13 protein-coding genes are annotated in these 14,703 nt (G+C 70.6%); 12 read left to right on the top strand and 1 reads right to left on the bottom strand.

Annotated features, from left to right (window positions below; translation table 11 throughout):
* Positions 1-221: 221 nt before the first annotated feature.
* The 7 genes from P3T39_RS28255 (at position 222) to P3T39_RS28225 (ending at position 8,774) form a co-directional block, all read left to right on the top strand.
* Positions 222-1,211, top strand: coding sequence for an ABC transporter permease (locus P3T39_RS28255; RefSeq protein WP_280701906.1), 990 nt, complete (start codon positions 222-224; stop codon positions 1,209-1,211).
* A gap of 55 nt (positions 1,212-1,266) precedes the next feature.
* On the top strand, positions 1,267-3,030 hold the full coding sequence (locus tag P3T39_RS28250; RefSeq protein WP_280701904.1) for an ABC transporter substrate-binding protein: 1,764 nt from the start codon (positions 1,267-1,269) through the stop codon (positions 3,028-3,030).
* A gap of 110 nt (positions 3,031-3,140) precedes the next feature.
* On the top strand, positions 3,141-4,151 hold the full coding sequence (locus P3T39_RS28245) for an ABC transporter permease (protein ID WP_280701903.1): 1,011 nt from the start codon (positions 3,141-3,143) through the stop codon (positions 4,149-4,151).
* Entirely contained in the window at positions 4,148-5,194 is a 1,047-nt protein-coding gene (locus P3T39_RS28240) for an ABC transporter ATP-binding protein (RefSeq protein ID WP_280701896.1), read from the top strand. Before P3T39_RS28245 ends, P3T39_RS28240 begins: the two co-directional genes overlap by 4 nt.
* Before the next feature lie 28 nt (positions 5,195-5,222).
* A complete protein-coding gene (locus tag P3T39_RS28235) occupies positions 5,223-6,287 on the top strand; it encodes a dipeptide ABC transporter ATP-binding protein (RefSeq protein WP_280701894.1) in 1,065 nt (354 codons plus the stop codon).
* A 412-nt stretch (positions 6,288-6,699) separates the two neighbouring features.
* On the top strand, positions 6,700-8,112 hold the full coding sequence (locus tag P3T39_RS28230; protein ID WP_280701893.1) for an ATP-grasp domain-containing protein: 1,413 nt from the start codon (positions 6,700-6,702) through the stop codon (positions 8,110-8,112).
* A gap of 2 nt (positions 8,113-8,114) precedes the next feature.
* Positions 8,115-8,774 (top strand): trimeric intracellular cation channel family protein, encoded by a 660-nt coding sequence (locus P3T39_RS28225; RefSeq protein ID WP_280701891.1) that lies wholly within the window; start codon positions 8,115-8,117, stop codon positions 8,772-8,774.
* Here the strand turns inward: P3T39_RS28225 and P3T39_RS28220 are convergent.
* Positions 8,710-9,531 (bottom strand): IclR family transcriptional regulator, encoded by an 822-nt coding sequence (locus tag P3T39_RS28220; RefSeq protein ID WP_280701889.1) that lies wholly within the window; start codon positions 9,529-9,531, stop codon positions 8,710-8,712. The two genes, P3T39_RS28225 and P3T39_RS28220, sit on opposite strands and share 65 nt — an antisense overlap.
* Positions 9,532-9,665: 134 nt before the next feature.
* Here P3T39_RS28220 and P3T39_RS28215 point away from each other — a divergent pair, with 134 nt between their 5' ends.
* The 5 genes from P3T39_RS28215 (at position 9,666) to P3T39_RS28195 (ending at position 14,687) form a co-directional block, all read left to right on the top strand.
* Complete coding sequence (locus P3T39_RS28215) at positions 9,666-10,850, top strand: cysteine desulfurase family protein (RefSeq protein ID WP_280701888.1); 1,185 nt, start codon at positions 9,666-9,668, stop codon at positions 10,848-10,850.
* A gap of 180 nt (positions 10,851-11,030) precedes the next feature.
* Positions 11,031-12,185, top strand: coding sequence for a tRNA 2-thiouridine(34) synthase MnmA (gene mnmA / locus P3T39_RS28210; protein WP_280701886.1), 1,155 nt, complete (start codon positions 11,031-11,033; stop codon positions 12,183-12,185).
* 45 nt (positions 12,186-12,230) lie between these two features.
* Positions 12,231-12,755 (top strand): TIGR00730 family Rossman fold protein, encoded by a 525-nt coding sequence (locus P3T39_RS28205; RefSeq protein WP_280701884.1) that lies wholly within the window; start codon positions 12,231-12,233, stop codon positions 12,753-12,755.
* Between the two features lie 57 nt (positions 12,756-12,812).
* Positions 12,813-13,502 carry an SDR family oxidoreductase gene (locus P3T39_RS28200; RefSeq protein WP_280701883.1) on the top strand — a complete coding sequence of 230 codons (690 nt, stop codon included), beginning with the start codon at positions 12,813-12,815 and terminating at the stop codon, positions 13,500-13,502.
* Between the two features lie 174 nt (positions 13,503-13,676).
* Complete coding sequence (locus P3T39_RS28195; RefSeq protein WP_280701882.1) at positions 13,677-14,687, top strand: methionine synthase; 1,011 nt, start codon at positions 13,677-13,679, stop codon at positions 14,685-14,687.
* Positions 14,688-14,703: the final 16 nt, after the last annotated feature.

Raw genomic sequence — 14,703 nt, 5'->3', positions numbered from 1 at the left:
GCGCCGACGTATCGAACTCTGCACCGCAGTACACGATTTCGTACCGACGTACCGCCGCACCATCTGCACGGCAGCACCACACCGACGCACCGACGCACCGTTACCTAGCACCAGTCGCGCCAACCGGACCTGCACAGTCCGGGCCCGGACCGGGCCCGGGGCCTTGTGCACGGCCGGAGCACCGTGGGCCGGCCACCGTCGGCGAGGGGACCCAACTGACCATGACCACAACGAACGAGACCATCGACGCCGAACCCGGCGCCGAGCCTGCCGCCCAGGCGGTGAAGCAGATCGAGGGCCGCTCCCTCGGCCGTATCGCCTGGACCCGCTTCAAGCGCGACAAGGCCGCCGTGGCCGGCGGCGTCGTGGTGATCCTGCTGGTCCTGCTCGCCGTGCTGGCGAAGCCGATCGAGTCCCTCTTCGGCCTGGACCCCAACGCCCTCCACCAGGATGTGCTCGACGCCAACCTCGGCGGCCTCCCGATGGGCGACTGGGGCGGAATGAGCGGCGACCACCCGCTCGGCGTGGACCCGCTGCAGGGCCGTGACCTGCTCTCCCGCATCATCGAGGGCTCCTGGGTCTCGCTGCTGGTGGCCTTCGGCGCCACCCTGCTCTCCAATGCCATCGGCACCGTGCTCGGTGTCGTCGCCGGCTACTACGGCGGCTGGGTGGACACCGTGATCAGCCGGGTGATGGACACCTTCCTGGCCTTCCCGCTGCTGCTCTTCGCGATCGCGATCTCCGCCTCGTTGCAGGGCGGTGCCTTCGGTCTGAACGGCCTGCCGCTGCACATCGCGGTGCTGATCTTCGTCATCGGTTTCTTCAACTGGCCCTACATGGGCCGGATCGTGCGCGGACAGACCCTCTCGCTGCGCGAACGCGAGTTCGTCGACGCGGCCCGCAGCCTGGGTGCCCGCGGTCCGTTCATCCTCTTCCGCGAGCTGCTCCCCAACCTGGTCGGTCCGATCCTGGTCTACTCGACCCTGCTGATCCCGACCAACATCCTCTTCGAGGCGGGTCTGAGCTTCCTCGGCGTCGGCATCCAGCCGCCCCAGTCCTCCTGGGGCGGGATGCTCAACGACGCGATCAAGTACTACCAGGTGGACCCCCAGTACCTGGTGGTCCCCGGTCTGGCGATCTTCATCACCGTCCTCGCCTTCAACCTGCTGGGCGACGGTCTGCGTGACGCCCTCGATCCCAAGAGCAACTGACCTCGCGTCAGACCACCTCAACTGACACCGATTCACCAAGGGGTTGATCTCACCCATGCGTAGGTCTCGCACCGCCGTACTGACCGCGGCGGCCGCCGCAGCGGTCCTGGTCGTCACAGGCTGCTCGAGCGGTTCCAGCGGCAGCAGTTCCTCGTCCTCCTCGTCCTCGGGGGGCGGTACGGACGCCGCCACCAAGTCCGTGGTGAACGTCTCGGACAAGAAGGGGGGCACGGTCACCTACGAGATGCGCGGTACGCCGGACTCCTTCGACCCGGGCAACACGTACTACGCGTACATCTACAACTTCTCGCGCCTGTACGGCCGTCCGCTGACCACCTTCCAGCCGGCCGCCGGTGCGGCGGGCAACAAGCTGGTGCCCGACCTGGCGGAGTCCCTCGGCAAGCCCAGCGCGGACGGTCTCACCTGGACCTACAAGCTGCGCGCGGGCCTGAAGTACGAGGACGGCTCGCCGATCATCTCGAAGGACGTCAAGTACGCGGTGGAGCGCAGCAACTTCGCGCCCGACGTGCTCTCCAACGGGCCGGTCTACTTCAAGGACCTGCTGGTCGACAACGCGACCCCGTACCAGGGCCCGTACAAGGACAAGACCGGTGGCCTGAACTCCATCGAGACGCCGGACGACACCACCGTCGTCTTCCACCTGAAGCACCCCTTCGCGGACTTCGACTACCTGGTGAGCGCGCCGCAGACCGCCCCGGTGCCGCAGGCCAAGGACACCGGCGCCGACTACGTGAAGCACGTGCTCTCCTCCGGCACGTACAAGTTCGAGTCCTACGAGGACGGCAAGCAGCTCACGCTGGTGCCCAACACCAACTGGGAACCGAAGAGCGACCCGATCCGCAAGCAGCTCGCGGACAAGATCGTGGTCAAGATGAACATCGACCAGGCCACCGTCGACCAGGACCTGATGGCGGGCAACGCCCAGGTCGACCTGGCGGGTCTCGGTGTCGACCCGCAGACCCAGGCGAAGGTCCTGCAGAACCAGAAGCTCAAGTCGCAGACCGACAACGCCTATGGCGGCCGACTGGTCTACACCGCGATCAACACCAAGGTCGCACCGTTCGACAACGTCGACTGCCGCAAGGCCGTCCAGTACGCGATCGACAAGGTCTCGGTGCAGACCGCGCTCGGCGGCCCGATCCGCGGTGCGGTCGCCAGCACGGTGCTGCCCCCGGACATCCCGGGCCACCAGGACTTCGACCTCTATGCCACCGACGGCAACAAGGGTGACGAGGCCAAGGCCAAGGACGCCCTGAAGGCCTGTGGCAAGCCGGACGGCTTCTCCACCACCATCATCGCCCGCAGCGAGCGCGGCCCGGAGGTCGCCGCCGCCACCTCGATCCAGGCGGCGCTGAAGAAGGTCGGCATCACCGTCGACATCCAGCAGTACCCGCAGGGCAAGTACTTCACCGACTACGCGGGCGTGCCGAAGTTCACCCAGGACAAGAACGTCGGCCTGATCATGATGCAGTGGGGCGCCGACTGGCCGACCGGCTACGGCTTCCTGCAGCAGATCGTCGACGGCCGCGCGATCAAGGACTCGGGCAACAGCAACCTGGCGCAGCTGAACGACCCGGAGATCAACAAGCTGATCGACGACGCGGCGGTCAACACCGACCAGGCGGCCCGTGAGAAGGACTACGCCGCGATCGACAAGAAGACCATGGAGGACGCGGTCTACGTCCCGCTGACCTACTTCAAGGTCTTCCTGTACCGCCCGGACAGCGCCACCAACGTCGGCTCCAGCCCGGCCTGGTCCGGTCAGTACGACTACCTGAACATCGGCACCACCAAGTAAGAGCCTGGCTCCACACCACTGAAGGCAGGTGAAGGCAGCGGCACCCGCCGTCGTCCGTCCGTGACACTCATGGGCCACGGGCGACGGCGGGCCGCCGGAGCCGTCCAACTGTGTTTGCCTACATCATCCGCAGGACGTTCGCCGCTCTGGTGCTGCTGCTGGTCGTCAGCGCCGTCACCTTCGGCATCTTCTACCTGCTTCCACGACTGGCCGGGGAGACCACCGACCAGCTCGCGGCCCAGTACATCGGGAAGAACCCCTCCCCCGAAGCGGTCGCCGCGATCAAGCAGAACCTCGGCTTCGACCAGCCGATCTACGTCCAGTACTGGCACTTCCTGAAGGGGCTGGTCTCGGGCGCCGAGTACAAGTTCGGCCCGGACGCGGCCACCTGTCACGTGCCCTGCTTCGGCTACTCCTTCAAGAACCACATGGAGGTCTGGCCGCAGATCAGCTCCCGGATCCCGGTGACCTTCTCGCTCGCCATCGGCGCGGCCGTGCTCTGGCTGATCTCCGGTGTCGCCACCGGTGTGGTCTCCGCGCTCAAGCCCAAGTCGATCTTCGACCGGCTCTCCATGGGCATCGCGCTGGCCGGTGTCTCGCTGCCGATCTTCTTCACCGGCGCCCTGCTGCTGACCCTGTTCAGCTACCAGTGGCCGATCTTCGACAACCTGCAGTACGTCAACTTCACCGACGACCCGCTGATGTGGGCCCGCAACCTGGTCCTGCCCTGGATCTCGCTGGCCTTCCTCTACTCCGCGCTCTACGCCAGGCTCACCCGCGCCGGGATGCTGGAGACGATGAGCGAGGACTACATCCGCACCGCCCGGGCCAAGGGCCTGGTCGAGCGCAAGGTCATCGTCCGGCACGGACTGCGCTCGGCGCTCACCCCGATCGTCACCATCTTCGGTATGGACCTGGGCCTGCTGCTCGGCGGCGCCCTGATCACCGAGCAGGTCTTCTCGCTCCAGGGCGTCGGCTTCTACGCGGTCTCCGCGATCTCCGACAACGACCTGCCGAGGATCCTCGGCGTCACCCTGGTCGCCGCCTTCTTCGTCGTCATCTGCAACCTCCTGGTTGACCTTCTGTACGCCGCCGTCGACCCCCGTGTGAGGCTGTCATGACCGACCTCGCGAAGCCTGCGGGCGAGCACTTCCTGTCCGTCCGAGACCTGCGGATCCACTTCGACACCGACGACGGCCTGGTCCGCTCGGTGGACGGGGTCAGCTTCGACCTGGAGCGCGGCAAGACCCTCGGCATCGTGGGCGAGTCCGGCTCCGGCAAGTCCGTCACCTCCCTCGGCATCATGGGCCTGCACCGCAGCAAGCGGGCCAGGATCGCCGGCGAGATCTGGCTGGACGGCGAGGAACTGGTCGGCGCCGACCCGGACCGGGTGCGCCAACTGCGCGGCCGCACCATGGCGATGATCTTCCAGGACCCGCTGACCGCGATGCACCCGTACTACACGGTCGGGCAGCAGATCGTGGAGGCCTACCGGGTCCACCACCCGCAGGCGAAGAAGCGCGAGGCCCGCACCCGCGCCATCGAGATGCTCGACCGGGTCGGCATCCCGCAGCCCGACCGGCGGGTGGACGACTACCCGCACCAGTTCTCCGGCGGCATGCGCCAGCGCGCCATGATCGCCATGGCCCTGGTCAACGACCCCTCGCTGCTGATCGCCGACGAGCCGACCACCGCCCTGGACGTCACCGTCCAGGCGCAGATCCTGGACCTGATCCGGGACCTCCAGCAGGAGTTCGGCTCCGCCGTCATCATCATCACCCACGACCTCGGCGTGGTCGCGGAGCTGGCCGACGACATCCTGGTGATGTACGGCGGCAAGCCGGTCGAGCGCGGGCCGGCCGCCACCCTCTTCGAGGCCCCCGAACACCCCTACACCTGGGGCCTGCTCGGCTCGATGCCCCGGCTCGACCGGGAGCTCCAGGAGCGGCTGGTCCCCGTCAAGGGCACCCCGCCGAGCCTGATCAACGTGCCCTCCGGCTGCGCCTTCCACCCGCGCTGCCCGTACGCGCAGCTGACCGGTGGCAGGTCCAGCAGCGAGCTGCCCGTGCTGACCGAGGCCGCACCCAGGCACCACGCCGCCTGCCACCTGCCGAGCGCCGAACGGCACCGGATCTTCACCGAAGAGATCGCGCCCCGGCTGTGAGTCCGCACCACCCCTCAGGAGAAACCCCATGACGGACAGTCAGAGCGCGACGATCCCCGCGCCCGCGCCGGCCTCCGATCGCGAGCCGCTGCTCAGGGTGACGGGCCTGACCAAGCACTTCCCGATCACCAAGGGCCTGCTGCGGCGGCAGACCGGTGCCGTCCGCGCGGTGGACGGGATCGACTTCACCGTCAACGCGGGGGAGACCCTCGGTGTGGTCGGCGAGTCGGGCTGCGGCAAGTCCACCATGGGCCGGCTGGTCACCAGGCTGGCGGAGCCGACCGGCGGGACGATCGAGTTCGAGGGCAAGGACATCACCCACCTCGGGGTGGGCGCGATGCGGCCGCTGCGCCGCGACATCCAGATGATCTTCCAGGACCCGTACTCCTCGCTGAACCCCCGGCACACCGTCGGCACCATCGTCGGCGCACCGTTCCGGCTCCAGAAGGTGCAGACCGAGCACGGGGTCAAGCGGGCCGTCCAGGACCTGCTGGAGCTCTGCGGCCTCAGCCCCGAGCACTACAACCGCTACCCGCACGAGTTCTCCGGCGGCCAGCGCCAGCGCATCGGCATCGCCCGGGCGCTGGCCCTCAAGCCCAAGATGATCGTCGCGGACGAGCCGGTCTCCGCGCTGGACGTCTCCATCCAGGCGCAGGTGGTCAACCTGCTGGACGACCTCCAGCAGGAGCTCGGACTGACGTACCTGATCATCGCGCACGACCTCTCGGTCGTCCGGCACGTCTCGGACCGGGTCGCGGTGATGTACCTGGGCAAGATCGTCGAGATCGCCGACCGCGACTCGCTGTACCGGGCCCCGATGCACCCGTACACCAACGCCCTGATGTCGGCCGTTCCGGTGCCGGACCCCCGCCGCAAGGAGCGCCGCGAGCGCATCCTGCTCACCGGCGACGTCCCCTCACCGATCAACCCGCCGAGCGGCTGCCGCTTCCGCACCCGCTGCTGGAAGGCCCAGGACATCTGCGCGAGCCAGGAACCCCCACTGGTGACAGCGGCAACCGGACACCAGGTGGCCTGCCACTTCCCGGAGAACCAGCCCACCCCCGAGGCCACCCCCGAGGCCACCCCCGAGTAAGGCGGCCGCCAGGCACCGTTTCCGGGGGGGCGCGGCCAACTGCGCGGCTTTTCGGGGCACGGCCAACTGTGCGGTTTCTAAGCGGCGTGGCCAACTGTGCGGTTTTTAAGGGGCACGGGGAACTGCGCCGCTCTTGGGGTGCGGGAAACAGCGTGGCTTCTCGAGGGGCGGCCAATTGCGCAGCTTTTGGGGCGCGGGGCTCTGCTTGGTCAACGGCGCGCGCGAGAAGCCATGCACCTTCGTAGAGGGCTGGTCGCACACGCAGTTGATCAAGCGGAGCCCCGCGCCCCTGGGTGATGCGGCCGGCCCGGTGTCCGGGGTGGGGCGGGGAGTGTAGTGCACCGTCATGATCCGTTTGCAGAAGGCGAGTTGACTCCTGTCGCCGCCCTTGTGGCGCCTGCATAATCCGTGGGTGATCACCTCATTCGATGATGCCTGCCGTCAGTTACGGGCCCTGCCGGGTCTCGGTTTCGCTGCCCGTCCGTACCTGCTGCTGCCCCTGTTGCGGGCCGGCTGCCTCTCCGTCCTGCTGAGCAGCGAGAGCGCCGACGAGGGCTGGGATTCCCGGTTCGGCGTCGAGCTGCACTCGCTGGAGGCGGACACGCTGCTCAGGGATGACCGGCGGGCCCGCGAGGACCTCGGCGAACTGCTGCGCAGGCTCCCCGAGCGGGTCGGCACCCGCTGGCAGGGCCGCGAACTGGCCCTCGCCGGCTACTTCGCTCTCCAGCAGGACTGGCGCGCCGCCCTCGCCCGGCTGGGCGTCAGCCTGCTCGCCGTCCCCGCCGAGCCGGACTCCCCGGTGCTCACCGACAAGACCGCGATGCGTACGTGGTTCCGCGCCCTGGGCCTGTCCACCCCCGCCGACGCCCTGGTCGGTGCCCTCGACCACCGCGAGCTGCGCCGCCGATTCGGCGGCACCTTCGTCGTCCAGCAGCCGACGGGTTCGGGCGGCCGGGGCACCTACCTGGTCACCGACGAGGACGCCCTGCGCCGGATCCCGCCCGGCGGACCGTGGCTGGTCAGCGAGTACGCGGGGGACATCTCGCTCAACTACCACGGCCTGGTCGGAGCCGACGGCACGCCGTCGGTGCTGCGGCCCTCCCTCCAGCTCACCGACGTACCCGGGACCGGCGCGGCCTTCGGCCGGTACTCGGGCTGCGACTACCGCGCACCCGCCGCCCTGCCGCCCCGCGCGCTGGCCCGCTGCGAGCAGGCGATGGAACGGATCGGCTGGGGGCTCGCGGAGCTCGGCCACCGGGGCGTGTTCGGGGCGGACTTCGTCGTCCGGGGCGAGTCGACGGTGGTGCTGGAGCTCAACTGCCGCGTGCAGGGCTCCACCTGGCTGCTCGGTGAGCTCGAACTGGCCGAGCGTGGCCTGCCCACCCTGCTGCGCCACTTCCTGGAACGGCGCGGCCACCCCACCGCCGCCAAACCCGCCTTCGATCCGGTGGACGCCGTCCAGCTGGCCATCCGGCACACTGGTCCGCCCGCCCGTCTGCTGTCCGCTCCCCGGGGCGGCGTGTACGCGCTCGACGGCGGCCGCCTGCACCGCAGGGCCGACGGCTACGGCCTGCTGGAGTGCGGCCCCGACGAGTGTGTCCTGCTTCACATTCCCCGCCCCGGCACCCGGCTGCTCCCCGGCTCCCCGACCGCCCGCCTGCTCAGCCGCCGCGCCCTCACCGCCCCCGACGGCAAGGTCCTCACCCCGCACGGCCGCCGTCTGGTCGAGGCCCTCCCCGCCCTCTACACCCTCGCCCCTGCCCGGCCGGCGCCGCGCCGGGGCGGAGCCGTGTCATCGGGGGTGTCGGCGGCAGGTAAGAATTGACGGTGACCTCGCAGCTTTTCCCGCCCGATGTTCAGCAGACCCTGGACCTGGTCGGCATCTTCGTCTTCGCCCTGTCCGGCGGCCTGCTGGCCGTCCGCAAGAACATGGACATCTTCGGCATCTGTGTGCTCGCCGAAGCCACCGCGCTCGGCGGCGGGGTGATGCGTGACCTGGTGATCGGCGCCACGCCGGTGGTGGCATTCACCAATCTCGGCTACTTCGTGACCCCGCTGGTCGCCGGTCTCGTGGTGTTCTTCCTGCATCCCGAGGTGGAGCGGATCAACCGCTCCGTGCAGACCCTGGACGCGCTCGGCCTCGGCCTGTTCTGTGTCACCGGTACCGCCAAGGCCCACGACTACGGGCTCGGCTCGGTCGCCTCGGTCGCCCTCGGCATGCTCACCGCCGCCGGGGGCGGGGTGATCCGCGACGTGCTGGCCAGTGAGATGCCCTCGCTGCTGCGCTGGGACCGCGAGATCTACGCCGTGCCCGCGCTGGTGGGTGCCGCGCTGGTCGCCATTCTGATCTCGGTCGGCCACCTGACCACCAGCACCGCCTCGGCGGCCGCACTGACCGCCTTCGTCCTGCGGATGCTCGCGCTCAAGTACGGCTGGCGCGCACCGCGTGCTTGGCACCGCAACGGTTCTCGCACCAGCGAGGAGTAGGCGAGCCCCCGTACGCCAGCGAGATCGCCTCGACCGTGCAGAGCAGTTCGGGCAGCAAGCGGCTCAACTCGCCGATCGGGGCCAGCGCCACGGGCGCGGAGATCGAACAGGCCGCGATCGCCGTGCCGTCGGTGCCGACGACGGGGGCGGCCAGGCAGTTGACCGTCTCCTGGTACTCGGCCCGGTCCACCGCCCACCCCTGCCGCCGGACCGAGGCCAGCTCGGTGCGGAACTCCTCGGCGGAGCGGATACTGCGCCGGGTGCGGGCAGGGAACTTCTGCCCGGCCAGAAAGGCCGTCAGCTGATCCTCCGGCAGATCCGCGAGTAGGACCTTGCCGACCGCCGTCGCCACGGCGGGCACCCGCCGCCCGATCCGCCCGGCCGGGTCGGGCCAGGAACCGGGGCGCTCGGGGTAGCGGCTCTCCACCTCGTCCAGGTAGAGCACCTCGCCCTCCTCAAGGACCGCCAGCTGCACGGTGTGCCCGTACCGCTCGTTGAGCGAGGCCAGGTACGGCGCCGCGACCTGGCGGACGTCGATGTCCTCCAGCGCCTGCTGTGCCAGCGAGAACAGCCGTCCGCCGAGCCGGTAGCGGTGGTCGGCCTGGCGATGGACGAAACCGTGTTCCTCCAGCGTGCGCAGCAGCCGCAGCGCCGTCGACTTGTGGACTCCGATCCGCGCCGCCGCCTGTTCGAGCGAGGTCGGCCCCTCCCCGAGCGAGGCAAGGATCGTCAGTGCCCGGTCCACTGTCTGCGACATACCGTCCACCCCTCCGTGCCCCAGCAGTGGGCAGGAGGCTAACGGCGCGTTGCAGGGCGTGCAATGGCCAAATCGTGATCCGCCGGCCGGGGTCGGGGTGGGGCTGCCGCCATGGCCCCTACACTTGTTCCGCTATGCCATATCTCGACCACGCGGCCACCACCCCGATGCTGCCCGAGGCTGTCGCCGCCATGAGCGCGCACCTCGGGGTCGTCGGCAATGCATCCTCGCTGCACGCGGCCGGGCGCCGGGCCCGGAGGGTGGTGGAGGAGTCCCGGGAGTCGCTGGCGCAGTCCCTGGGGGCGCGGCCGAGCGAGATCGTGCTCACCGGCGGCGGCACCGAATCGGACAACCTCGCCGTCAAGGGCCTGTACTGGGCCCGGCGGGACGCCGATCCGGCGCGGCGGCGGGTGCTGTGCAGCCCGGTCGAGCACCATGCGGTGCTGGACGCGGTGCACTGGCTCTCCGAGCACGAGGGGGCCCTCGTCGAGTACCTGCCGGTGGACACCTGCGGCCGGGTGCACCCCGAGGCGCTGCGCGCGGCGGTCGAACGCGACCCGTCCTCGGTGGCCCTGATCACCGTGATGTGGGCCAACAACGAGGTCGGCACCATCCAGCCGATCACCGAACTCTCCGCCATCGCGCGCGAGTTCGGCATCCCGATGCACGCCGACGCGGTGCAGGCGCTGGGCCAGGTCCCGGTCTCCTTCGCCGAGTCGGGCCTGGACGCGCTGACCGTCACCGGGCACAAGGTCGGCGGCCCGTACGGGGTCGGGGCACTGCTGCTGGCACGCAGCGCAACACCCGTACCGCTGCTGCACGGTGGCGGACAGGAGCGTGACGTCCGCTCCGGCACGCTGGACGTCCCGGCCGCCGCCGGGTTCGCCGCCGCCACGGCCATCGCGGTCGAGCGCCGGGCCGAGCACGCGGGATTCGTCGCCGGCCTGCGGGACGAGCTGATCGCCGGGGTGCTCGCGGCCGTACCCGACGCGGTGCTCAACGGTGACCCGGCACCGGGGGGACGGCTGCCCGCGAATGCGCACTTCTCCTTCCCCGGCTGCGAGGGCGACGCGCTGCTGATGCTGCTGGACGCCCAGGGCATCGAGTGCTCGACCGGCTCGGCCTGCTCGGCCGGGGTCCCGCAGCCCAGCCACGTCCTGCTCGCGATGGGCGCCGACCCGCTGCTGGCCCGCGCATCCCTGCGCTTCTCCCTCGGCCACACCTCGACCCGCGCCGACATCGCGGCGCTGACCGCCGCGATCGAGCCCGTCGTCCGGCGCGCCCGCAACGCGGGCCTGGCGGCCGCGGCCCGCCGCTGAAGCCCCTGCGCCCCTGAGTGGTTGCCTTGGCCTCGCGCCCGCCTGGGGTGGTTGGCCGATTGCCCCGGGCTCGCGGGCCCAGTGAGTGGTTGCCCGATTGCCCCGGTCTGGAGGGGATCGCTCGTTGGGGGCTGATCCGGCCCACGGGGCGATCGTGGAGCACGTAGGCTGGACGGCATCATGACTGATTTCCCTGGTGCCCCGACCGGTCCTGCCCCGACCACGCCCGAGGGCGGCCGCCGGTTGCGCGTGCTGGCCGCGATGTCCGGCGGGGTGGACTCCGCCGTTGCCGCCGCCCGTGCCGCCGAGGCCGGGCACGAGGTGACCGGGGTGCACCTGGCGCTCTCCTCCAACCCGCAGTCCTTCCGGACCGGTGCCCGGGGCTGCTGCACCATCGAGGACTCCCGGGACGCCCGCCGGGCCGCCGATGTGATCGGCATCCCGTTCTACGTCTGGGACCTGGCCGAGCGCTTCCGCGAGGACGTGATCGACGACTTCGTCGCCGAGTACGCGGCCGGCCGTACGCCGAACCCCTGCCTGCGCTGCAACGAGAAGATCAAGTTCGCCGCACTGCTGGACAAGGCGATCGCCCTCGGCTTCGACGCGGTGTGCACCGGCCACTACGCCCGGATCGTCGACCTCCCTTCCGGTGAGCGGGAGTTGCACCGTGCGGTGGACATGGCCAAGGACCAGTCCTACGTCCTCGGCGTGCTCGACGCCGACCAGCTCGCCCACTCGCTCTTCCCGCTCGGTGACACGACCAAGGACGTGATCCGCGAGGAGGCCGAGCGGCGCGGACTCGCCGTCGCCAAGAAGCCGGACAGCCACGACATCTGCTTCATCGCCGACGGCGACACCCAGGGCTTCCTGGCCAAGCACCTCGGCACCGCGAAGGGCGACATCCTCGACGCCGACGGCACCAAGCTCGGCGAGCACGACGGGGCGTACGGCTTCACCATCGGCCAGCGCAAGGGCCTGCGGATCGGCCGCCCCGCCGCCGACGGCAAGCCGCGCTATGTGCTGGACATCTCGCCGGTGAACAACACCGTCACGGTCGGCCCGGCGGAGGGCCTGGACGTGCTGGCGCTCACCGCGATCAGGCCGCGCTGGTGCGGGGCGGAGCCGGCCGGCGAGGGCGCCTACACCGCGCAGCTGCGTGCCCACGGCGAGGAGGTCCCGGTGACGGCTTCGCTGACCGACGGGGAACTGTACGTCCGCCTGTCCGCCCCGGCCCGGGGCATCGCGCCCGGCCAGGCCGTGGTGCTCTACGACGGCACCCGGGTGGTCGGCTCCGCCACCATCGCCGGCACCGACCGGCGCCCGGTCAGCGCGTAATCGGTGAGCCCGGGAGTGGCTCCGGATGATAGACCTGGACCCACTATGAACATCACTGTCTTCTGTTCCGCCTATTCCCTCGACGAGCGCTACACCGTCCCCGCCGCCGAGTTCGCCCGGCTGCTCGGCGAGCACGGCCACACCCTGGTGTGGGGCGGCTCGCACGCAGGGCTGATGGGGCTGCTCGCCGACGGCGTCAAGGAGGCCGGTGGCCGGCTTGTGGGGATATCGGTCGAACTGCTCGCGCACAAGACCTACGAGGGCGCGGACGAGCTGGTGATGACACGTGACCTCGCCCAGCGCAAGGCGGAGTTGCTGGAGCGCGCGGACGCCGTGGTGGTCCTGGTCGGCGGGCTCGGGACGCTGGACGAGGTGACCGAGGTGCTGGAGCTGAAGAAGCACGGCCTGCACGACAAGCCGGTCGTGGTGCTCGATCCGACGGGCTTCTACGAGGGGCTGCGCACCCAGCTGGAGCGAATGGACACCGAGGGCTTCCTGCCCCGCCCGCTCGCCGAGCTGATCACCTTCGCCGCAGACCCGGCCGAGGCACTGGCCCACCTCGAATCCTGAACCCAAGCCCACCCCGCCCCCGCCGAGTCCGGGCCGGGAAGTCCGAAGGAGCCCCGCATGGGTGCACATCTGATCACCGGTGCCGGATCCGGGATCGGCGCGGTCGTCGCCGAGCGGCTGGCCGAGCGCGGCGAGCAGCTCTGGCTGCTGGCCCGCGACGCCCGCCGCGCCGCCGAACTGCGCGAGCGCTTCCCCGGCGTCCGTACGCTGGTCGGCGACCTGGCCGAACCGGCCAAGCTGTCCTGGGCGTTCGGCCACCAGCAGCTGCCGGTCGAGCTGGACTCGCTGCTGCACATCGCCGGCGTGGTCCAGCTCGGTGAGATCGGTGAACTCCCGGTCAAGGCCTGGCAGGAGCAGCTGAACGTCAACCTGGTCGCCCCCGCCGAGCTGACCCGGCTGCTGCTGCCCTCGCTCCGGCTGGTCAAGGGCCATGTGGTCTTCGTCAACTCCGGTGCCGGGCTCCGTGCGAACGCGACCTGGGGCGGGTACGCGGCCAGCAAGCACGGCCTGCGCGCGCTGGCCGACGCACTGCGGGAGGAGGAGCACGGCCACGGAGTCCGCGTCACCTCCGTCTACCCGGGCCGGACCGCGACCCCGATGCAGGTCCGGGTGCACCAGCAGGAGGGCAAGGACTACGACGCCGACCGCTTCATCGCCCCCGGGTCGGTGGCAACCGCCGTACTGACGGCCATCGACCTCCCCCGCGACGCCGAAATCACCGAAATCACCGTCCGCCCGGGCCACTGAGCCCCCAAAGCCCCGTGGCACACCGTGCAACCACTCCAGTTCCCCGCGCCCCTGAGTGGTTGCCCGATTGCCCCGGGCTTGCGCGCTCCTGGGGTGGTTGCCCGACTGCCCCGGGCTCGCGCGTGCCCTGGAGGGGGAAAGGCGGGGGGAGGCCCGGGGGCTAGGCTCGACCCCGTGAGTAGCGAACACCCCTTTCCCGAGCTGACCGGCGCTGCGACGGGCGTCGGCTCGATGCCAGGTACCGATGCCCGCGAGGCTGCCAAGACCGCCGTCGGTGCACTGGAGCAGCTGCCGTACCTGCCGGAGCTGCCCGCGCGCGGACCCGGCGCCGACATGATCGGCCGCGGAGCCGGACTGCTGGTCGAGCTCTTCGCGCAGGTGGAGCCGAGCGGTTGGCGGTTCGCCGACCGCCCGGGACGGGACACCCGGCGCGCGCACTCCTGGCTCGGCGAGGACCTGGACGCCCTGGAGGAGTTCACCCAGGGCTACCGGGGCGCGCTCAAGCTGCAGGCGGTCGGGCCGTGGACGCTGGCCGCCGCCGTGGAGTTGAGGCACGGCGAGAAGGCGCTCTCCGACCCCGGCGCCTGCCGGGACATCGCCGAGTCCCTCACCGAGGGCCTGCGCCGCCACCTGGCCGAGGTGCGGGGGCGGGTCCCGGGTGCGCAGCTCGTCCTCCAGCTCGACGAGCCCTCGCTGCCCGCCGTACTGGCCGGGGAGGTGAAGACCGCCAGTGGCTTCCAGCGGCTGCGCGCGGTGGACCGGCAGGTCGCCGAGGAGGTGCTGCGCAATGTCCTGCGAGGCCTGGACGCGCCTGTGGTGGTGCACTGCTGCGCCCCGCGGGTGCCGCTCCCGCTGCTGCGCCGGGCGGGGGCGGCCGGAGTCTCGCTGGACTTCTCGCTGCTGACGGAGCGTGAGGACGAGGACCTGGGCGAGGCGGTCGAGGCGGGCACGATGATCCTGGCCGGTGTGGTGCCCTCCGCCGACAGTGGATTGTCGGACCCGGCCGGTAGTGTCCAGGGTGTCAGGAGGTTGTGGCGCAGGCTCGGGTTCGCCCCGGAGCTGCTGGGCCGCCGGGTGCTGGTGACACCGACCTGCGGGTTGGCGGGGGCTTCACCCGCGTACGCGCGCAGGGCTCTGTCACTGAGTGTGAAGGCGGCGCAGAGCCTGGTGGACAACCCGGAGTGAGACGGTCAGTGAGACG

The organism is Kitasatospora sp. GP82 (genome assembly GCF_029892105.1).
Classification (GTDB): Bacteria; Actinomycetota; Actinomycetes; order Streptomycetales; family Streptomycetaceae; genus Kitasatospora.
This window is presented reverse-complemented; position numbering and strand designations above follow the sequence as displayed.

Bases quoted from the DNA above. Each gene is read 5' to 3' on its own strand.
- mnmA (WP_280701886.1), top strand. From the start codon at position 11,031: ATGACTGATTTCCCTGGTGCCCCGACCGGTCCTGCCCCGACCACGCCC.
- P3T39_RS28250 (WP_280701904.1), top strand. From the start codon at position 1,267: ATGCGTAGGTCTCGCACCGCCGTACTGACCGCGGCGGCCGCCGCAGCG.
- P3T39_RS28215 (WP_280701888.1), top strand. From the start codon at position 9,666: ATGCCATATCTCGACCACGCGGCCACCACCCCGATGCTGCCCGAGGCT.
- P3T39_RS28220 (WP_280701889.1), bottom strand. From the start codon at position 9,531: ATGTCGCAGACAGTGGACCGGGCACTGACGATCCTTGCCTCGCTCGGG.
- P3T39_RS28240 (WP_280701896.1), top strand. From the start codon at position 4,148: ATGACCGACCTCGCGAAGCCTGCGGGCGAGCACTTCCTGTCCGTCCGA.
- P3T39_RS28200 (WP_280701883.1), top strand. From the start codon at position 12,813: ATGGGTGCACATCTGATCACCGGTGCCGGATCCGGGATCGGCGCGGTC.
- P3T39_RS28255 (WP_280701906.1), top strand. From the start codon at position 222: ATGACCACAACGAACGAGACCATCGACGCCGAACCCGGCGCCGAGCCT.
- P3T39_RS28235 (WP_280701894.1), top strand. From the start codon at position 5,223: ATGACGGACAGTCAGAGCGCGACGATCCCCGCGCCCGCGCCGGCCTCC.
- P3T39_RS28205 (WP_280701884.1), top strand. From the start codon at position 12,231: ATGAACATCACTGTCTTCTGTTCCGCCTATTCCCTCGACGAGCGCTAC.